This window comes from Paraburkholderia sp. (assembly GCF_035656215.1).
In the GTDB taxonomy this organism is placed as follows: domain Bacteria; phylum Pseudomonadota; class Gammaproteobacteria; order Burkholderiales; family Burkholderiaceae; genus Paraburkholderia.
Window position 1 is genome coordinate 1 of record NZ_DASRSY010000422.1, and the last position, 18,939, is coordinate 18,939.

The window sequence follows — 18,939 nt, forward strand, 5'->3', positions numbered from 1 at the left end:
GGTCGGGTTCATCTTCGAACTGAAACAGGAGGCCCGGCATCTGGTGGTGTCACCGGTGGAAATGCCCTGGCTGAAAGACGCGTAAAAACGGGCTATTGGGGTTGGAAACGGGCACGACCAGATTCAGGACCGTGCCGGCTAAAAGCCAACCGTTTCCTTGGCGCGCGAAATGCAGCAGGCAACGCACCAGGCCATCGCCCCGGCCAGTGTCAGATACGTTTAGCCAGATAGGCGTCGACCAACTCGACCAGCCGTTCTCGCCCGAAGCTCCCGTCGTGTCCAGCGTGCACCACTTGCACGGGCAATTCGCGCAGGCGCTTCATGGTGCGCACATAGGTCGGAATATCCGCGCCACCGATCTCATCCAGCAACGGGCCGTCGTAGATCGCATCGCCCGAGAACAGCGTGCCGGACGCCGCTTCCCATAGACCGATGCTGCCCGGTGAGTGGCCGGGCAGATGCAGGACTTCAAAATGCCGGTTGCCGAGATCCACGATGTTCCCTTCCTTGACGATCTCCGTGACCGTTGCAGCCCGCACGCGATAGTCGGTCATCGAATAATCAGCGCTGGGAAGGGCCGTGATCAGATCGCCGTCGAACGGATAGCCTGCTTCGCGATACCGGCGAATGGCTTCGTCGCCCAATACCGACGCCAGAAGGGTGCCCTGCTCGCGCGGCGCGCGCAGGTTGTCTGCCTCTAATTCGTGAACCAGCGTGTGTTCGAATTCATGATGGCCGCCAATATGGTCCGAGTGCGTATGCGTCGCAACGGCGGTGACGTCCTTCTGCAGCAAGTGCTTTGCGGCTTCCTGCAGACTGACGATGCCCATCCCCGTGTCGATCATCAGATCCCGGTCACGGCCACGCACATGCCAGATATTGCAACGCATCAGCGGGACGACATGAGGCTCCCAAAGTAGCGTGATGTCGTCGCTGATGCGTTTGAGTTCGAACCATCGGTCGGCAATCGGTAGTCATGCGGGGTCGCTCCACGAGTGAGAGTCGTTTAAGTCGCGTACACGCCAAACGCCGATGCGTGCCGGGCATGCGGCTTGTGCGTGACCGTTTGCCCCGAACGCGCCATTACATTAGCCAGGAGGGGGGCGTCATAAAGATACGGATCAAACGAGCAACGGCAATAGTTTAGCGTAAGGGAAAACCCGTATAATGACGAGAGGTCAGACAACTATAGGACGTAGTTGTCGTCACGACCCTGGCCCGCGCACTGCCCGCGCAGCGCCTGCCCTGAAAAGCCCTTCTCTCTCAGACCCGTGAATCCGACTGCTGCCCTGCCTTTCCGAAATGCCCTGCTAGCCATGCTGGGTATCGGCCTCGTCAACATGCTGGTCGCACTCGACCAGACCGTCGTCAGCACCGCGCTGCCTTCGATCGTCGCCGAACTGCATGGCTTCGAATACTACGCATGGATTGCCAGCGCGTACTTGTTGGCGTCAGTGGTAACGGTCCCCGTGTTCGGCCGTCTCGGCGATTATTTCGGCCGCAAGCGTTTCGTGATCGCCGCGGTCATCACGTTCACGATCGCTTCGGTGCTCTGCGGCGTCGCGAACGACATGCTGTTCCTCGTGATCGCGCGCGGCTTGCAAGGGGTCGGCGGCGGAATGATGGTAGGCACGGCGTTCGCGTCGATACCTGACCTCTTCCCCGATCCACGCGCACGGGTGCGCTGGCAGGTTGTGATGGCGGCCGCGTACGGGATCGGCACCGCGGCGGGTCCCTCGCTGGGTGGCTGGATGAGCGAGCACTGGGGCTGGCGCTCCACCTTCCTGATCAATCTGCCGGTCGGCGCCGCGGCACTCTATTTCATCTGGGCGCATCTGCCCAACCTCCAGCGGCCGCACGAAGGCGAAGTCAAGATCGACTGGCTCGGCGCAGCGCTGGTCGCCGCCGTGCTGGGCGGCCTTCAGGCGCTCATCGAAGCCGTGCCGAAACACGGTCTGACGGCCGGCAACCTGGCCCTGGCGGCTTTCGTGGTTGTGGGCGCCATCGCGTTGCTGGTGTGCGAGAAACGCGCCACGCATCCGATCATTCCGCTCGACCTGTTCAAGGATTCGCAACTCGTCACGCTATTCATTCTCGGCTTCCTGTCCGGCTTCGTGATGTTCTCGCTGATCTTCTTCGCGCCGCTGCTGTTGCAAGGCGGCTTCGGGCTGTCGCCGCAACAAGCCGGTCTGCTCGCTACGCCGATCGCCGCCTGCATCGCACTCGGCAGCCTGCTCAATACGCGCATCGTCATTCACATGAAGAAGCCCACGCGGATCCTGTCGATCGGTTTCGCGCTGCTACTGTTCGCATCGATCGCGTTGGCGTTCGCCAATCCGGAGACACCGCACGTGTGGATCGAATTGCCGATGGCGGCCGTCGGCATCGGCCTGGGTTTCATCCTGAACAATCTGAATGTGTTCGGCCAGGAAATTGCCGGGCGCGAACGCTTCGGCATCACGACAGCGCTGCTGCAATCCACGCGGATGGTGGGCGGGATGCTGGGCACCAGCATCGTCGCGACCGTCGTATCGCACCACTATCGCGACGTGGTCACGCGCACGATGAGCGTGCTCGGCGAGCCGGCGGTATCGCAATGGCAGCCGCGCTTCGCCGATCTGCGCATCCTGATCGACGAAGCATCGCGCGCGAAACTGATTGCGGATATGAAGCCGTCAGGGCTCAATACGCTGGCGCTGATCGACACGGCACGCGATGCACTGGTGCAGTCGATTCATATCGGCGTGTGGCTGACGGCGGTGGCGGCACTGGTGGCCGCGTTACTCGTGCAGCGTATTTCACACGTTGTGTTTCGGCGTAGTTGACTGCTTACTGCGCGCCGAGCTTCCTGATCAGCACGTCGAGTTGCGCCACCTCTTCTTCGGTCAGATCGTTCAGCGGTGCGCGCACCGGACCTGCGCTACGTCCGACCAGCTTCGCACCGGCCTTCACGATACTCACCGCGTAACCCTGGCGGCGGTTGCGAATCGCCAGATACGGCAGGAAGAATTCGTCGAGCAGCTTGCCCACGGTCGCATGATCGTCCGCGGTAATCGCGCGATAGAAATCCATCGCGGTCTTCGGAATGAAGTTGAACACACGGACCGTCGCTCAGATCATAAGAGGCACAGCGTAAGAAGCTCAGCGCACCAGACACGGGCGCTTGTTATCGAACTTCCAGTTCGGAATCAGATACTGCATGGCAACGCCGTCGTCGCGCGCGCCGAGACCATGTTGCTGATACAGCGCGTGCGCCTTCTCGATCTCGTCCATATCCAGCTCGACACCGAGGCCCGCGGCCCGCGGCACTTTGACCTTGCCCCCGACGATCTGCAGCGGCTCACGCGTCAGACGCTGACCGTCCTGCCAGATCCAGTGCGTGTCGATCGCCGTGATCTTGCCGGGTGCCGCCGCCGCGACATGCGTGAACATCGCGAGCGAGATGTCGAAGTGATTATTCGAATGCGAGCCCCAGGTGAGACCCCATTCGTTGCACATCTGCGCCACGCGCACCGAGCCCTGCATGGTCCAGAAGTGCGGATCGGCAAGCGGAATATCCACCGACTGCAACTGGATTGCGTGACCCATCTGGCGCCAGTCGGTAGCGATCATGTTGGTCGCCGTCGGCAAGCCGGTCGCACGGCGGAATTCGGCCATTACCTCGCGGCCCGAATAGCCGTTTTCCGCGCCGCACGGATCTTCCGCGTAAGCGAGCACGTCGTGTTGGTCACGGCACAGACGCACCGCTTCCGCGAGCGACCATGCGCCATTCGGGTCGAGCGTGACGCGGGCGTTGGGGAAGCGTTCAGCGAGCGCCGTAACCGCTTCGATTTCAGCGTCACCGGGCAACACACCGCCCTTGAGCTTGAAATCGTTGAAGCCATAGCGCGCTTGCGCAGCCTCGGCAAGTCGCACCACGGCCTCGGGCGTCATCGCTTCTTCGGTACGAACGCGCTCCCAGTCGTCGAGTCCTTCTGCGCCACTCGCGTACGGCAGATCGGTTTTATTGCGGTCGCCGATATAGAACAGGTAACCGAGCATTTCCACTTCGTCGCGTTGCTGGCCTTCGCCGAGGAGTGCCGCGACGGGCACGCCCAGATGCTGGCCAAGCAGATCGAGCAGCGCGGCTTCGAGCGCGGTCACCGCGTGAATAGTGGTGCGCAGATCGAAAGTCTGAAGACCGCGCCCGCCGGCGTCACGGTCAGCGAATTGTGTGCGCGCTTTGTTCAGGATAGCTTGAAGATTACCGATTGACTGACCGACAACCAGCGGACGCGCGTCGTCGATCGTCTTGCGGATGCTCTCACCGCCCGGCACTTCGCCGACGCCGGTATGACCGGCACTGTCGCGCAGAATGACAATGTTGCGCGTGAAGAACGGGCCATGCGCGCCGCTCAGATTCATCAGCATGCTGTCGCGGCCGGCGACGGGCACGACGCGCAGTTCGGTCACGATCGGCGTAGCGTTCGATTGAGATGAGTTCGTGGACATGAGAATAGGCCCGGTTGAGTTAGTGAGCCAGCAAGTGGGCGTCCGCGCGTTGGACAAGCGCGCTAAAGACCCGTGCCGGACAGAAAGTGAGAAATGCGTTATTCATAGTCGACGATTTTCGCCGGTCAGTGGGCTTTGCTATGAAGCGATTCCGGCAACACGTCGTGATTCACACGGCGATTGCGGGTCAGGAAGCCGGCCGCCGCCGCGATCAGCGAAGCCACGCCCAAGGCATACAGGCCACCGGTAATCGAGCCGGTATGCTGCTGCAGATAGCCGAACGCGGCTGGCGCGAAGAATCCGCCGAGGTTGCCCACCGAATTGATCAGCGCAATGACCGCAGCGGCCACGCGTGCATCCAGATAACCCTGCGGAATCGGCCAGAACAGCGAAGACGCTGCCTTGAAGCCGATCGCCGAGAAGCAGATTGCCACGAATGACAGTACCGGATTACCCGAAGTCGAGGCAAACAGACCGCACGCCGCGATGACGAGCGCCACGGCCAGCCACGCCTGCTGAAAACGCCATTTCGCCGACAACACCGCGAAACAGTACATCGCGACCATGGCGATGAGCCACGGGATCGCGTTGAACATGCCGACCTGGAAGTCCGAGAGCCCACCCATCTTGCGGATGATCGTCGGCAGCCAGAAGGTAGCCGCGTAAATGGTCAATTGAATCGCGAAGTACAAGAAACAGAACAGCAGAATCTGCGGGTCCTTCAGCAGCTTCATCGCGGGCAGATGCGCGCCGCCGTGTGCGTCGCGCTCGGCCTGCTCCGCCGCAATCGACGATTCGAGAACGGTCCGCTCTTCAGCCGTCAGCCACGAGGCATCGCGAATGCGCGACTTCAGCAGCATCCAGCTGACACCGCACAGCACGATCGAGAAGGCGCCTTCAATGAGAAACATCCATTGCCAGCCGTGTAGGCCGAATCCGCGAATGGACAGCAGGCTGCCGGTAATCGGACCGGACAGCACCGAAGCGAGTGCAGAACCGCCGAGAAAGACCGCCACCGCCTTGCCGCGCTCTTTTTGCGGCAGCCATTGGGTGAAGTAAAACACCACGCCCGGAAAAAAGCCGGCCTCGGCGATGCCGAGCAGGAAGCGCAGCAGGTAGAAGGACGTATCGTTCCAGACAAATGCCATAGCGGCCGCGACCAGCCCCCAGGTGCCCATGATGCGGGTCAACCAGGCGCGCGCCCCGTACTTCTGCATCAATACGTTCGACGGCACTTCGAACAGCGCGTAGCCGATAAAGAACAAGCCGCTCCCCAGTCCGTATGCGGCCGCGCCGATGCCGAGGTCGGTCTGCATATGGGAATTGACGAATCCGATATTCACGCGGTCGATGTAGTTCGCAATGAACATGATCAGAAAAAGCGGCAGCACGTGCCGCTTGACCTTCGAGACCGCGGACTCAAGCGGGTCGGCGGTCGTGGTGAGAACAGATGTCAAGGTTGTCTCCAGTGTCGGCCGCTCCCGCGGCCTGCCCGAACGCACCACGACGCATTCGAACAGGGTGATCCGGTCTTTAAATGCGTGATACGTTGTCTGACGACAGTCTACCCTCTTCCCCTCATTGACTCAAACGAGGTGTTTACCCTGCTATTCGAGCCCATATTGATCAGGATACAGCGACCAACATAACGACCAGCCTCCTCAAATAGCAATTCAAAATAAGACGTCTGATGACATAATAAAATCGGTTCTGGCTACGCCAGCCGTAGTTGGGGCAATGAACCATCCCAACCGGCACCGGGCGCGCGAGACTCAAGCCGCTATCATTCCGACTGACGCTATGATGGCTACGTCGATACGTCACACGACGCCACTCGCACACGCAACGTGTGTATTTCCATCCGATTAGTCAATAAGCAACAGAGATGAGCAGCCTAACTGAGAAGGTGGTCGCCACCCTTTCCGATGAAATCCGACGCGGCACCTTGAGGCCGGGGGATCGCATCCCGACAGAAGTCGCGATGATGAAGCAACTCTCGGTGAGCCGCTCCGTGGTTCGCGAAGCGATCTCGCGCCTGCAGGCGGCCAAAGTGGTCGAGACGCGCCATGGCATCGGCACCTTCGTTCTGGAGCCGGTCACGGAACAGTCCATGCAACTGCCCGCCGCCGATCTGTCCAGCATGCTGGACGTCATGGCCATTATCGAATTCCGTATCGACGTCGAGGCAGCTTCGGCGGCGCTCGCCGCGGCGCGACGTACCGAGCAGAATCTCAAGCAGATTCGTGCCGCGCTGGAGCGTTTCGAGTCCGAACTCGAGCGGGGGAGTACGGACACGCTGGCGCACGACATCGAGTTTCATCTGCAGATCGCGCGCGCAAGCGGCAACCGCTACTTCTTCGATGTTCTCAGCCAACTCGGCCGCGCGGTGAGCCCGCGCACGCGCCTTGGCTCCGCCGAGATCGCGGAGCTCGACCATATCGAGCACCTGCGCAACGTGCTCAGCGAGCACCGGATGATTTATCGGGCAATCGAACGCCAGGACGCGGACGACGCACGCGCCGCAATGCGGATGCATCTGAGCAACAGCCGCGAAAGACTTCGGCGCGCACACGAGTTGAGCAAGGCGAGCGGCTAACGGTTAGCGCTATCGCACGGGCTCAAACCAGATCTACGGCGTGGCCGCCTCGACATCCAGCGCCATCAACGCCGAACTCAAGGATTTGCCGTGTGCGTCGAGCGCAAGCGAACGCGTCACGCCTCCGCCGAGCGCATGGCCGAGTACGAAGTTGAACGCGGCGATGCCGGACAGTTCGTAACGCACCACGTCACCTTGAACGACGTCGCCCAGATGCGCCTTGACCCGCTCCGGTGTCAACACCGCGCGCAGATGCTCATAGTGCTTCGCGTCGTAACAGATGACGGAGATGTTCAGCGTATTGCCCTTGTCGCCGGTACGCGAATGAGCAAGCTCTCGTAGTTTCATATCACGCCTCCACCAGCGAGAAAGCCGGCTTCACATGCTCGCGCGGCAGCAGGACCGATTGCACCGCAACGACTTCGCGCGCCGACTTCGTGACGCCGCCACCGCCCGCGGGTCCATTGGTGTAAAGCGTCTCCACCTCGTTGCCGATCTGCACCGCTTGCGCCAGCGATGTAGTGCGCCCTGCCACCCGCGCTCGCACCTCATAAGGCTCGGCGTAACCCGCAGCCACCGCGTCGCCATGCAAGGCATTCACGCCGATCAGATCGAAGCGCAACTCACGCGTTTCCACGCCGGTCAGCGCAAGCCGTTCCCGCACGATATCGAGTGCCAGCCGGGCACGCGCCAGCGCGCCGGGTCCGCCGTAGGAGATCTGCCCTTCGCCGATATAGCCGTCGAAGTAAGCGACCGACACCTTCAAGGTATCCGTACGCGGCGTGCCACGTCCACCGCTCACGTGAACGCGGTCCGGCGCTTCCTGCCTGATACGCACCTGGGTGAAATCGGCGACCACGTCCGGCTGCAGATAGCGCTGCGGGTTGTGAATCTCATACAGCAGTTGCTCCTTGCACGTCGCCTCGGTCACTTGCCCGCCGGATTGCGCGAGCTTGGTGATGACCACCGAGCCGTCGAGCGCAACTTCGGCGATGGGAAAGCCTAGTCTCGCCAGATTGGGGACGTCCTTGAAACCCGGATCGGCAAAATAACCGCCGGTGATTTGTCCCGCGCATTCGAGCAGATGACCGATCACCGTCGCCTGCCCGAGCGTCTGCCAATCGTGCATCTGCCAGCCGAATTCGTGGATCAGCGGCGCCACGAACAACGACGGATCGGCGACGCGTCCGGTCAACACGATCTGCGCGCCTGCGGCAAGCGCATCGACAATCGCCGCCGCGCCGAGATACGCATTCGCGGATACGAGTCGATCCTGGTACGAAGCGACGCTTTCACCGGACTCCTCGAAACGGAAATTGCCCTGACGCACGACGTCGAGCACATCGTCCCCGGTGACCGCGGCAATCTTCACATCACCGAGACCGAGCGCGCGTGCGATCTCGGCGGTCTTGCGCGCCGCGGCGAGCGGATTTGCCGCGCCCATGTTCGAAATGATCCGCACGCCGTTGCGTATCGCTGCGGGCAACACCGCCTTCATACGCGTTTCGAGCAACGGGTCATAGCCGAGCTCAGGGTCTTTGCTGCGCGCCTGCTGCGCAATCGCAATGGTGCGTTCGGCGAGGCATTCGAACACGAGGTAATCGAGCGCACCATATTCCGCCAGTTCGACTGCGGGTTCGATGCGGTCGCCGGAATATCCGGCGCCCGCGCCGATTCGCACCTGGCGTCTAGCTTGAGTGGTCATCATGCTGGTCGCATCCATTCAGTGAAATAGTCAAGCTCACAACGAGAAGATCCCCAGCACGACGCAGGCGATCGTCATGACGATCGACGCGCCGAACAGCAGCGGGAACGTGAATTTCTGATGGTCGGCGAGATCGATACCGCACAGGCCCACCACGAGAAACGTCGCCGGCGTCAGCGGACTGACCGGAAAACCCGTCGTCATCTGGCCGAGCAGCGCGGCCTGACCCACATGCACGGCGGGCACGCCGAGTTGGCCGGCCACTTCGGCGATCACCGGCAGCACGCCGAAGTAAAACGAGTCTGGGTCGAACAGCATGCTCAGCGGCATCGACATCAAGCCGAGCGCGACGGGGATATGGCTCGCCATCGCGGGCGGCACAAAGCCCACTGCTGCCTGCGCCATCGCTTTCAGCATGCCACTGCCTTGCATCACGCCGGTGAACACACCGGCCGCGAGCAGAATGCCGGCCATCATCAACGCGGCGCGCGCGTGAGCGTCGATACGTTTGCGCTGCATGTCCACGTTCGGATAGTTCACCATCAACGCGATACACAGCCCAACCATGAACATGATGGCCGGCGGAATCTTCTCGCCCATTACGACCATCGTGCCGAGTACGAGCAGCGTCAATACGATGTTGAACCAGAAGTTTTTCGGTCGGCGCAAGGCTTGCTCCTCGGGCGTCAGCTCACGCTTCGGCATCGGCACGGAACCGCTCGCACCTGTGAGGCCAAGCCGCTTTTCTTCGCGCCGCCCAAGCCAGAACGCCATGCCGAAGACGAACACGAGGCCGATTGCCTGCACCGGAATCAGCGGATTGAACAACGCCGAAATCGGCAGATGCAGCGACGCCGACGCGCGGATCATCGGGCCCGTCCACGGCAGAAAGTTGATGCCAGCGGCCATCGAAACGGCTGCGGCCAGCACGCGCCGGTCCATCTTCAGGCGATCGTAGAGCGGCAGCATGGCGGGAATCGTGACGAGAAAGCAGACCGCGCCGGAGCCGTCCAGGTGAATCAGCAATGCGAGCAGCGTGGTACCCATCACAATGCGCGTGGGCCGCGTGCCGACAGCTCGCAGAATACGGTCGATGATCGGATCGAGCGTACCGGCGTCGGTGATGGTGCCGAAGTAAAGAATCGCGAACACGAACATCCCGACCACGGGCGCGAGGCTCTTGAGCCCGTCGATCACGAACTTGCTTGTCTGAAAGCCGAAGCCTCCGATGAGCGACGCCGCGATCGGCACGATGATGAGCGCCACCAGTGGCGACATCCGTTTCGACAGGATCGCGCCGAGTAGCACGACGATGGTGGCCAGCCCCAGCAATGGCAGCATGTGCTTGTCTCCGATGTTGTTTTTTACTGCGATCCAGCGTAAGTTCGAGCCAGCAATAAATCAATCGAAATGATTTGATCGCAGCAATTACAAACCATCATGGATCTGAATCTTCGGGACATTCGCGCGTTTATCGCCGTCGCGCAAACGGGCAGCTTCACGCGTGCCGCGACACGGCTGCACCTGTCCCAACCGGCCTTGACGGTGCAGATTCGCCGCATCGAGGAAACCGTGGGCATACGGCTATTCGACCGCAACAGCCGCAATGTCGCGCTCACGCCGACCGGCCGCGAACTGTTGCCCCTGCTGCAGAAGTCGCTGCACGACATGGAACACGTGCTGATCGACGCGCGTGCGCTCGGCGAGGGAACCAGCGGCACGGTCCGGATCGCATGCCTGCCGACGTTCGCGGCCAGCGTCTTGCCCGAACTCGTCCAGGAGATGAAGAAGGGGGTGCCACGCGTGAGCTTCCATGTGCGCGACGTAGTCGCCAGCATGGTCAACACGCTGGTGCGCAACGAGGAGGTCGATATCGGGCTGACCGGCGGCGAACTGGACGATGCCGGCTTCGAAGTGCTGCACGCGGGCATCGACCGGCTGGTGGCGGTTTTTCCGAAGCGCCATGCGCTGGCACGGCGGCGGCGCATTACGCTGGCCGACCTCGCCGCCGTGCCGCTCGTGTTGACCGCACCCGGCACGAGCGTGCGGGCGGTGGTCGATAGTGCCTTTGCAAATGCTCGCTGTGTGCCGGAGATCGCCTGTGAGCCGACCTACATGATGAGCGCTGTCGCCATGGCGCGCGCCGGGCTTGGCGTGACCATCCTGCCCGAATCGGCTCGCGAGGTCAGAGCGGAACCTGAACTGGTGGTCCGGCCTGTTGACGATCCCGCGTTCACCCGCCCTATCGCGCTCATCAAGAAACGCGGCAGGACGCTGCCGCCCGTTACGGAAACCTTCATTGCGGTGTTGATCGAAAAGCTCGGCGACGCGACCGCGACGTCCGAGTAGATACATCGTGCGCCGCGCGGTGGATATCGGCAGCAATGTCGAAATCCACCCTGCAGGGCAGGAATATCTCCGAAGGGCCTAATAAATCCCCATCGCGCCTTCAACACTGCGCACCATCGAAACCAGTCGCGGCCCGATATCCCCTTCGAGCTGATTCTCCTTCAGCAGGTAAGAAGGCACCCCGCAGTTGAACACCAGAATCTCGCCGTCGGCCGACGGTTTCATCGGCACGGCGACGGCGTGCACTTCCTGCCGCAAGTCCCCGTACGAGACGCAGAATCCACGCTCGTAGAAGTAATCGATGCTGCTCATCACGCGCTCGCGAAACGTATTCCATTCATTCGGCGCCTTGACCGCAATCTCATTGCAGAGCGCCTCGCGCCGCTCGGCCGGCAGCGCGGCGAGCAGCGCGCGGCCCATCGCCGTGCGCACGATCGGATAACTCAGGCCGATATCGGCCGGCAAGCCCAAAGGTGTCGTGCTGCGGCTGCTTTCCAGATACACGACATTGAGCCGGTCACGCATGCCGAGCGAGACAGAGCCGCGAATCTGATCCGCCAGGTCCTTCATCGAAGGCCGCGCGATCTGCCGCACACTCATGCTCGCGAGCAACGGATAGCTCAATGACAGCACGGCCGAACCGAGCTGAAACTTGTTGTTCATACGATTGACGCGCAGGTAGCCGAGGCGCGTGAGCGTGTAGGTGAAGCGCGAAATGGTGGCCTTGGTCATGCCGGTACGCGCCGCCAGCTCCGCATTGCCCAGCTGCGATTCGCGCGGCGTGAAGCAATGCAGGATGTCGAGGCCACGCGCCAAAGTCGTGGCGAACTGCCGGTCGCCGTCGAATTCGTCGGGCACATAGCGCGCCTTCGAATCCAGATAGTCGCTCGTCAGCGCTGCCGCCTTGGAAAGCTTGTTGTTGGCTGCCATGATCGTCTTCCTCCAGATAGCCCATTCTGCCCTCCCTGTTCAGCATATCCAAACTCTGTTCTGCAGAGTCGAACAAATCACACCGTCAGCCTGTAAATCTTCGATAGTGAAGCCATAAATCGACTCACATGACGGAGACAGGCATGACAAGCACCCCCTCACATTTCGACTCGATGCTCGCGGACGTCGCACGTTTCGTTCGTGAAGAAGCAATGCCGCGCGAAAACGAGATCGAGAAGGCAGATGCCGTGCCGGCGGATCTCGTCGAACGCATGCGCGAACTCGGCTATTTCGGCTGGAGCATTCCGCGCGATTTCGGCGGCGCAGGACTTTCGACGGAACAACTCGTGCGCGGCGCATTCGAGCTTTCGCAAGCTTCGGTGGCGTTCCGTGCGCGGGTCGGCACCAATACCGGCATCGGTTCCGAAGCGCTCGTCGCCGATGGCACCGACGCGCAGAAGCAGCACTATCTGCCGCGTCTCGCCTCGGGCGAACTGACCGGCGCTTTTGCGCTGACCGAAGCGGACGCCGGCTCGGACGCCACCGCGTTGCGCACCACCGCGCGACGCGACTGCGATCACTACATTCTCGACGGCAGCAAGTGTTTCATCACCAACGCGCCGATCGCGGACCTGTTCACAGTGATGGCCCGCACCGATCCTGCTACGCCAGGCGCCGGTGGCATTTCCGCCTTTCTCGTCGAACGTGGCATGCCGGGTCTCTCCACCAGCGCGCCTTACGACAAGATGGGCCAGGCCGGCTCGCCGGTCGGCGACGTGGTGTTCAATGCGTGCCGCGTGCCAGCGGCCAATCTGATCGGCGGCGTCGAAGGCCAAGGTTTCCGTACCGCGATGAAGGTGCTGAACAAGCAGCGCATTCATCTGGCCGCGCTGTGCACGGGCCCTGCCATGCGGATGCTCGAAGAAGCCGTTGCCTACACATCAAAGCGTGAGCAGTTCGGTAAGCCCGTAGCCGAGTTCCAGCTCGTGCAGGCGTTGATCGCCGAATGCCAGACCGAAATCTTCGCCGCGCGCTCGATGATTCTCGAAACCGCGCGCAAACGCGATGCGGGCGAGGACGTGGCGCTGGAGGCGTCGATGTGCAAGATGTTCGCCTCGGAGATGTGCGGACGTGTCGCGGATCGTGCGGTCCAGATGCTCGGCGGACGCGGCTATCTCGCGGGCAATGCGGTCGAACGGTTCTACCGCGATGTGCGCGCGTTTCGTATCTACGAAGGCACCACGCAGATTCATCAGCTGAACATCGCGAAGATCACGCTGCGGCGCGCGGCTGAACGGGATCAGGCGCAACAGAAGGATAGCGGAAAGGACAGCGTTAAAGCCGACGCTGCGCGTGCAGCATGAGTGCAGCCATGAACACCATCATAAAGTCCGCCATGAAGTCCGTCACCCGCTGCGCAAACACGCTCGACATTGAACGGCTCGTCGATCCGCGCGCGATTGCGATCATCGGCGCCTCGAACGATCCGAAGTCGATCAGCGGCCAGCCAATGCGCTTTCTCATGCAGCACGGTTATCAGGGCGCGCTGTATCCGGTGAATCCGAAATATGCGGAGATCGACGGCGTGGCGTGCCATGCCAGCATCGCCGCTTTGCCCACTAAGCCCGATCTCGCACTGATCCTCGTCGCGGCGCGTCGCGTTCCCGACATGCTGCGTCAATGCGGCGAAAAAGGTATCGGCTTCGCGATCATCTACAGCTCCGGATTCGCTGAAGCGGGCGAAGCCGGCGCCGCGTTGCAGCGCGAATGCGCGGAAGTCGCAAAGGCTTTCGGCATCCGCGTGATTGGCCCGAACTGCCAGGGATTCGTCAGCACAGGCGTGGGCATCTACGCCGGATTCGGCGCGCCGTTCGGCGTCGATTACCGGCGCGGCGGCCTGTCACTGATTTCGCAAAGCGGCGGCTTCGGCTGCGCGCTGCTGCTGATGGCCGACGAACTCGGCATCGGCTTGCGGCATTTCATCACCACCGGCAATGAGGCCGACGTCAGCCTGCTCGATCTCGTCGATGCCTGTATCGCCGACCCGCAAACATCGCTGATCGCTGCATATATTGAAGGTTTGAAAGATGCGCGCCGTCTCGTCGAAGTCGCCAACCGCGCGCTCGACGCCGGCAAGCCGTTGCTCGCATGGAAGGTCGGCAATACCGCCGACGGCGCGAAGGCAGCCGCGTCGCACACGGCGAATCTGGGTGGCGCATCCGCGCTCTATCGCACGGCTTTCCGCCAGACCGGCGTGATCGAAGTCACGGATGTCGCGGACCTCGGCGACTACGCCAAGGCGTTCGAAGCCAAACGCTTGCCGCACGGCAACCGGATCGCTGTCGTCACGCTCTCAGGCGGCGCCGGCATTCTGATCACCGACGCCTGTGCTGAACGTGGCATGTCTGTGCCCGCGTTGTCGGCGACCACGCTCGAACGGCTCAAACCGATCGTGCCCACGTTTGCCTCGCTGAACAATCCGATCGACCTCACTGCGGGCATCCTCGCCGAGCCGAAGATTTTTGCCGACGCATTGCAGATCATTGCCGACGATCCGAACATCGACGCCATCGCAATCATGGCAGCCGCAGCGAGCGGAGAAGTGGCACGCACGATGGCCGAGGCGATCGTGCGCGTCTACGAGAGCACGCCCAAGCCGATGATGCTCGCCTGGAACGCGCGACGCGATATGGCGCGCGAAGCGTACGAGATGATCGAGACGCATGGCGTGCCGCTGTATGCAACACCGGTGCGTTGTGGACGCGCGTTCGCGGCATTATCGGACTATGCGCAGGCGCGGCGGACGCGTGCAGCGGCGTGCAGCGCCGAACCACTTGCACCGCCGCAATACGATGTCGAGCAAGCTCGCGCGTTGCTGGCTGTTAGTCGGGGCGACCTGACCGAACATGCGTCGCAGTCGTTGCTGCGAGACTACGGCATCGAGACGCCCAGGAGTGAACTCGCGCATACCCGCGACGAAGCATGCGCCATCGCGAGATCGATCGGCTTTCCACTCGTGATCAAAGTGCAATCGCCCGACATTCCGCACAAGACGGAGGCCGGCGCTGTGCGGGTCGGCATCCGCGATGAAGCGACGCTCGCCGACGCCTTCGACGAAATCATCGCGAACGCGCGCCGCCATGTGCCTCACGCGCGAATCGAAAGCGTGCTGGTGCAGGAAGAGATCCGCGATGCGATCGAAATGATCGTTGGCATCGAGAACGATGCGTCGTTCGGACCGGCTGTGATGTGCGGCCTCGGCGGGATCTATGCCGAAGTGCTGAAAGATGTGACGTTCCGGCTCGCGCCAGTCTCGCATGCCGACGCCCACGCAATGATCCGCGAACTGCGCGCCTTCGCGATGCTCGACGGTGCGCGCGGCAAACCGCCTGGCGATATCGAGGCGCTTGTCGAAACGATCGTCGCGCTCTCTGCGATGGCGCTCGACCAGCAGGCGATCCTGAAGGAACTGGATATCAATCCGCTTTTCGTGCTGCCCGCAGGCAAGGGCGTGCGGGCCGGCGACGCGTTGGCGCGCTGCATGCCGCGCTTGGCCGACTCCGCAGATGTTCCCGGCGCCGCCGACAACATGCACGAAAGCGAGCATTGCGCTCCGGCTGTCGTAGACGGATAGTGAAGCGGTGCCAGGCCGCTTTGAGACCGGACGTCGCTGATTTGCCGCGGTACATATAGCGCTAACCATCGCGCTAAAACCGCACGACGCGTGGCAACATGCATCGCAACACGCACAGCGACGTTCACCGCAGTTGGCATTCTTCGCGAGACCATCATGCACGGCTATTCGCATTCAGGCATATCGACCACAGACGACCTCACGCCCGTCGAAGTCGAACGCACTTACCGCAAGATCTTTTTCCGGCTGATTCCGTTGCTGTTTCTCTGCTACGTGATCAGCTATATCGACCGCGTCAACATCAGTTTCGCCAAGCTGCAGTTCATGCACGACCTCGGCTTCTCGGAGTCGACTTACGGCTTGGGCGCGGGGCTTTTCTTCATCGGCTATGTGCTGTTCGAAGTCCCGAGCAATCTGTGGATGCAGCGCGTCGGCGCACGCCGCACGCTGTTGCGCATCATGTTCGCGTGGGGACTGGTGTCGAGTCTGATGATGTTCGTGCGCACGCCGACGCAGTTCTACGCAATGCGCTTCCTGCTCGGTGTGACCGAAGCGGGCTTCTTCCCCGGCATCATCTACTATCTGAGCTGCTGGTTTCCCGGCGCGCGGCGCGCCCGCGTCACCGCATTCCTGATGATGGCGACGGCGGTGGCGGGCATTATCGGCGGCCCGATGTCCGGGTTCATCATGACGCGGCTGGCGGGCGTCGGCGGCTTGCCGGGCTGGCAGTGGCTGTTCCTTCTCGAAGGCGTGCCGGCCGTGACGCTCGGGATCGTCGCGTTCCTCGCGCTCGGCGACAAGCCGGAAGACGTCAACTGGCTCGACGAACGCGAGAAAGCATTGGTGTCGCGTGAACTCGCCGCCGATGAGAAGACCAAGCAAACCGGTCATCTCGACGGACTGCGCGGCGCGCTCGCGAACCCACGCGTGTATTTCGCGGCGCTCGTCTATTTCGCGGTAATGATGCCGTTCAACGCGATCGGCTTCTGGGCGCCGACCATCATCCGCGACATGGGTGTTGCCAACGTGCTGGACATTGGGCTTCTGTCCGCGCTCGTCTTCATTGCGGCTGCGCTCGGTACCTATGTAGTGGGCGCCAGTTCCGACCGGACCATGGAGCGGCGCTGGCACATCGCGGGCAGCGCCTGCGTGACCGCGCTGGCGTTCGCGCTGCTGCCGGCCGCCGGCCATCACGTCGCGCTCGGTGTGAGTTTGCTGGCGCTGGCGGCGGCCGCGTCGTACAGCTCCTTTGTGGTGTTCTGGACGATTCCGCAAACCTTCCTGCCGCGCTCGTCGGCGGCGGGCGGCATCGCGATGATCACGAGTCTCGGTGGTACCGGCGGCTTCGTGAGTCCGACGTTCGTCGGCTGGGTCAAGACGCAGACCGGCAGTGCGCAATATGGGCTGATTGGATTGGCGGTGGTGCTGCTGGCCGGGGTCGTGTTGATGCTGGTGGTGTTTCCGGCGCCGGGGAGAGGCGTGTCGAATGCGGCCGTGACCGGCAACGCGAATGCGCTCGCGCAACACGGGCTCGAGCAAACAAATCATTGAACGTGTCTGGCGGAGGCGGCCTGTCTGCCCGCTCCTCGGACTTGGGGCGCGGGCAGATAGACCGCCCTCGCCAGACAACCGCCGTCCGAGCGCGAAAATCCGTAGCCTGGTTGATTTTCTGGTGGCGACGCTGGCAACCTAGTGGATCCTTGGGTTGCTGAGCTCACCAGGAAGGAACCGGTTATGGAATTCCACGACGACGACCTCACCCATTTCGAAGCAGACGGCGCGGCCCCATTGCCGGTCTCGAATGACCACGGCTACGTGGAGCACGAAGGCGCGCACATCTGGTACGCGTCATACGGCACCGGCGCGCCGGTGATCCTGCTGCATGGCGGCCTGGGTCACAGCGGCAACTGGGGCTATCAGGTCCCGGCGCTGGTCGCTGCGGGGCATCGCGTGGTGGCGGTCGACAGTCGCGGCCACGGCCGCAGCACCCGCGACGCACGCCCCTATATGTATGAGTTGATGGCCTCCGACGTTCTGGCCGTGATGGACACGCTACAGCTCGACCAGGCGGCGATGGTGGGTTGGAGCGACGGCGCGTGCGTCGCGCTGGTGCTGGGTATCCAGGCCCCGGAACGGGTTGCCGGCGTGTTTTTCTTCGGCTGCAACATGGATCCGACGGGCACGACAGAATTCGTGCCGACGCCGATCATCGATCGCTGCTTTGGGCGGCATGCCAAAGACTATGCGCAACTCTCCGCGACACCCGCCGACTTCGACGCATTTGTCGGCGCGGTCAGTGAAATGATGAGAACCCAGCCCAACTATTCTGCGCACGATCTGGCCGGGATTCGCGTGCCGGTTGCGATCGTCCAAAGCGAGCACGACGAGTTCATCAAACCGGAACACGCCGAATATCTCGCCCGCAGCATCCCCGGCGCGGCGTTGACTCTCCTGCCTGGGGTGAGCCACTTCGCCCCGCTGCAAAGGCCAGCGCACTTCAATCGCGTGATGCTCGCTTTTCTGAAGCGGGTTCTTCCCTGAACGGAGCGATCGCGCACGACGTTTCGCTCCGCCGCAAATGCATGACGCCCCACTATTTGGCCACAACGCCAAAATTTCACGATGTGGCATGAGCCCTTGCTTCGTAAAAAATCGTGGTGCGTGGCACAAATTCGCCATTTCGCAATGTCGCCCCACGTTGCACATCGTAAAACGTAGGTTGCAAGTCTTTATTTTTAAACGATATTTTCTGATCGAATGAACCGTCTAACAGCCCCTTACGCCATGACCCACTGACGTAGACTCTTTTACAAGAGCCGACGCTTCATAGGACGCAGCGAAAAGGGTGCAGCGAAAGACGGGACGAAAACGCAGTCGCAGCGAGTCCCCCACCCGTACATGAAGCCGTCACGGCATCGCGGTTTTTAATTGGCAATTGGGAGACTAAAAATGAAAGGCTTTCGCTTTGGATCGACCCAGGGAGCGTTCTACATTTTGCCGGGCCAGGGTGGTTGGGAGGCAACCTACGGCAACGAAACGCTCGGTGAATTTTCCAGCCCGCAACAGGCCGCCGATGAAGTCGCACGCGGCCTGACCTGCCCGCAGCTGACCGAGGTGGACACGTCGACGCTCGAGATTCCTGAAAAGCTCTGCGATTGGGAAATCGTTCACGTGTGAGGGCAGGCATGACCGCCACTCACGTACGCGTAGAAACCGTAGAAACGACGATGGCGC

General features: G+C 62.0%; 15 protein-coding genes and 3 pseudogenes. 10 read left to right on the forward strand and 8 right to left on the reverse strand.

Features of this window, described 5'->3' with window-relative positions; translation table 11 throughout:
- Positions 1 to 85: pseudogene (locus VFE81_RS24560) on the forward strand (helicase); the annotation flags it as partial.
- A 124-nt stretch (positions 86 to 209) separates the two neighbouring features.
- Here the strand turns inward: VFE81_RS24560 and VFE81_RS24565 are convergent.
- Positions 210 to 890, reverse strand: a complete 681-nt coding sequence (locus VFE81_RS24565; protein ID WP_325047066.1) for an MBL fold metallo-hydrolase — start codon at positions 888 to 890, stop codon at positions 210 to 212.
- Positions 891 to 1,010: 120 nt separating this feature from the next.
- Between VFE81_RS24565 and VFE81_RS24570 the strand changes: the two are divergent.
- A pseudogene (locus VFE81_RS24570) lies at positions 1,011 to 1,112 on the forward strand (4Fe-4S binding protein); the annotation flags it as partial.
- A gap of 204 nt (positions 1,113 to 1,316) precedes the next feature.
- Positions 1,317 to 2,825 (forward strand): MFS transporter, encoded by a 1,509-nt coding sequence (locus tag VFE81_RS24575; protein WP_325047067.1) that lies wholly within the window; start codon positions 1,317 to 1,319, stop codon positions 2,823 to 2,825.
- A 4-nt stretch (positions 2,826 to 2,829) separates the two neighbouring features.
- On the opposite strand, the pseudogene VFE81_RS24580 reads toward VFE81_RS24575, so the two are convergent.
- The 3 genes and pseudogenes from VFE81_RS24580 to VFE81_RS24590 form a co-directional block, all read right to left on the reverse strand.
- Positions 2,830 to 3,099 (reverse strand): annotated as a pseudogene (locus tag VFE81_RS24580) (dihydrodipicolinate synthase family protein); the annotation flags it as partial.
- 42 nt (positions 3,100 to 3,141) lie between these two features.
- Positions 3,142 to 4,491, reverse strand: a complete 1,350-nt coding sequence (gene gudD / locus VFE81_RS24585) for a glucarate dehydratase (protein ID WP_325047068.1) — start codon at positions 4,489 to 4,491, stop codon at positions 3,142 to 3,144.
- Positions 4,492 to 4,616: 125 nt separating this feature from the next.
- A complete protein-coding gene (locus tag VFE81_RS24590) occupies positions 4,617 to 5,948 on the reverse strand; it encodes an MFS transporter (RefSeq protein ID WP_325047069.1) in 1,332 nt (443 codons plus the stop codon).
- A 428-nt stretch (positions 5,949 to 6,376) separates the two neighbouring features.
- Between VFE81_RS24590 and VFE81_RS24595 the strand changes: the two genes are divergently transcribed.
- Positions 6,377 to 7,087 (forward strand): FadR/GntR family transcriptional regulator, encoded by a 711-nt coding sequence (locus VFE81_RS24595; protein WP_325047070.1) that lies wholly within the window; start codon positions 6,377 to 6,379, stop codon positions 7,085 to 7,087.
- A gap of 33 nt (positions 7,088 to 7,120) precedes the next feature.
- On the opposite strand, the gene VFE81_RS24600 is transcribed toward VFE81_RS24595, so the two are convergent.
- The 3 genes from VFE81_RS24600 to VFE81_RS24610 are packed head-to-tail and all read right to left on the reverse strand — an operon-like array spanning position 7,121 to position 10,133.
- The gene (locus VFE81_RS24600) at positions 7,121 to 7,435 is read right to left on the reverse strand and encodes an AtuA-related protein (protein ID WP_325047071.1); all 315 of its coding nucleotides are present in this window, start codon (positions 7,433 to 7,435) and stop codon (positions 7,121 to 7,123) included.
- A gap of 1 nt (position 7,436) precedes the next feature.
- Positions 7,437 to 8,795, reverse strand: a complete 1,359-nt coding sequence (locus tag VFE81_RS24605) for an acyclic terpene utilization AtuA family protein (RefSeq protein WP_325047072.1) — start codon at positions 8,793 to 8,795, stop codon at positions 7,437 to 7,439.
- A 33-nt stretch (positions 8,796 to 8,828) separates the two neighbouring features.
- A complete protein-coding gene (locus VFE81_RS24610) occupies positions 8,829 to 10,133 on the reverse strand; it encodes a CitMHS family transporter (protein WP_325047073.1) in 1,305 nt (434 codons plus the stop codon).
- 99 nt (positions 10,134 to 10,232) lie between these two features.
- On the opposite strand from VFE81_RS24610, the gene VFE81_RS24615 reads away from it, so the two are divergent.
- The gene (locus VFE81_RS24615; protein WP_325047074.1) at positions 10,233 to 11,141 is read left to right on the forward strand and encodes a LysR family transcriptional regulator; all 909 of its coding nucleotides are present in this window, start codon (positions 10,233 to 10,235) and stop codon (positions 11,139 to 11,141) included.
- Between the two features lie 78 nt (positions 11,142 to 11,219).
- On the opposite strand, the gene VFE81_RS24620 is transcribed toward VFE81_RS24615, so the two are convergent.
- A complete protein-coding gene (locus tag VFE81_RS24620) occupies positions 11,220 to 12,071 on the reverse strand; it encodes an IclR family transcriptional regulator (protein ID WP_325047075.1) in 852 nt (283 codons plus the stop codon).
- A gap of 143 nt (positions 12,072 to 12,214) precedes the next feature.
- Between VFE81_RS24620 and VFE81_RS24625 the strand changes: the two genes are divergently transcribed.
- The 5 genes from VFE81_RS24625 to VFE81_RS24645 all read left to right on the forward strand — a co-directional run bounded on the left by VFE81_RS24625 (position 12,215) and on the right by VFE81_RS24645 (position 18,882).
- Positions 12,215 to 13,435, forward strand: a complete 1,221-nt coding sequence (locus VFE81_RS24625) for an acyl-CoA dehydrogenase family protein (RefSeq protein WP_325047076.1) — start codon at positions 12,215 to 12,217, stop codon at positions 13,433 to 13,435.
- An 8-nt stretch (positions 13,436 to 13,443) separates the two neighbouring features.
- The gene (locus VFE81_RS24630) at positions 13,444 to 15,705 is read left to right on the forward strand and encodes an acetate--CoA ligase family protein (protein WP_325047077.1); all 2,262 of its coding nucleotides are present in this window, start codon (positions 13,444 to 13,446) and stop codon (positions 15,703 to 15,705) included.
- A gap of 156 nt (positions 15,706 to 15,861) precedes the next feature.
- On the forward strand, positions 15,862 to 17,256 hold the full coding sequence (locus VFE81_RS24635) for an MFS transporter (RefSeq protein WP_325047078.1): 1,395 nt from the start codon (positions 15,862 to 15,864) through the stop codon (positions 17,254 to 17,256).
- 183 nt (positions 17,257 to 17,439) lie between these two features.
- Positions 17,440 to 18,246, forward strand: coding sequence for an alpha/beta hydrolase (locus tag VFE81_RS24640; RefSeq protein ID WP_325047079.1), 807 nt, complete (start codon positions 17,440 to 17,442; stop codon positions 18,244 to 18,246).
- A gap of 408 nt (positions 18,247 to 18,654) precedes the next feature.
- Positions 18,655 to 18,882: a hypothetical protein gene (locus tag VFE81_RS24645; protein WP_325047080.1), complete on the forward strand. Its 228-nt coding sequence runs from the start codon at positions 18,655 to 18,657 to the stop codon at positions 18,880 to 18,882.
- The last annotated feature ends 57 nt before the right edge of the window (positions 18,883 to 18,939 follow it).

What these genes read in the sequence shown, in the direction of transcription:
- VFE81_RS24575 (WP_325047067.1), top strand. Translation starts at nt 1,317, where the DNA reads ATGCTGGGTATCGGCCTCGTCAACATGCTGGTCGCACTCGACCAGACC.
- VFE81_RS24600 (WP_325047071.1), bottom strand. Translation starts at nt 7,435, where the DNA reads ATGAAACTACGAGAGCTTGCTCATTCGCGTACCGGCGACAAGGGCAAT.
- gudD (WP_325047068.1), bottom strand. Translation starts at nt 4,491, where the DNA reads ATGTCCACGAACTCATCTCAATCGAACGCTACGCCGATCGTGACCGAA.
- VFE81_RS24565 (WP_325047066.1), bottom strand. Translation starts at nt 890, where the DNA reads ATGCGTTGCAATATCTGGCATGTGCGTGGCCGTGACCGGGATCTGATG.
- VFE81_RS24605 (WP_325047072.1), bottom strand. Translation starts at nt 8,795, where the DNA reads ATGATGACCACTCAAGCTAGACGCCAGGTGCGAATCGGCGCGGGCGCC.
- VFE81_RS24595 (WP_325047070.1), top strand. Translation starts at nt 6,377, where the DNA reads ATGAGCAGCCTAACTGAGAAGGTGGTCGCCACCCTTTCCGATGAAATC.
- VFE81_RS24630 (WP_325047077.1), top strand. Translation starts at nt 13,444, where the DNA reads ATGAACACCATCATAAAGTCCGCCATGAAGTCCGTCACCCGCTGCGCA.
- VFE81_RS24610 (WP_325047073.1), bottom strand. Translation starts at nt 10,133, where the DNA reads ATGCTGCCATTGCTGGGGCTGGCCACCATCGTCGTGCTACTCGGCGCG.
- VFE81_RS24620 (WP_325047075.1), bottom strand. Translation starts at nt 12,071, where the DNA reads ATGGCAGCCAACAACAAGCTTTCCAAGGCGGCAGCGCTGACGAGCGAC.
- VFE81_RS24615 (WP_325047074.1), top strand. Translation starts at nt 10,233, where the DNA reads ATGGATCTGAATCTTCGGGACATTCGCGCGTTTATCGCCGTCGCGCAA.
- VFE81_RS24645 (WP_325047080.1), top strand. Translation starts at nt 18,655, where the DNA reads ATGAAAGGCTTTCGCTTTGGATCGACCCAGGGAGCGTTCTACATTTTG.
- VFE81_RS24640 (WP_325047079.1), top strand. Translation starts at nt 17,440, where the DNA reads ATGGAATTCCACGACGACGACCTCACCCATTTCGAAGCAGACGGCGCG.
- VFE81_RS24625 (WP_325047076.1), top strand. Translation starts at nt 12,215, where the DNA reads ATGACAAGCACCCCCTCACATTTCGACTCGATGCTCGCGGACGTCGCA.
- VFE81_RS24635 (WP_325047078.1), top strand. Translation starts at nt 15,862, where the DNA reads ATGCACGGCTATTCGCATTCAGGCATATCGACCACAGACGACCTCACG.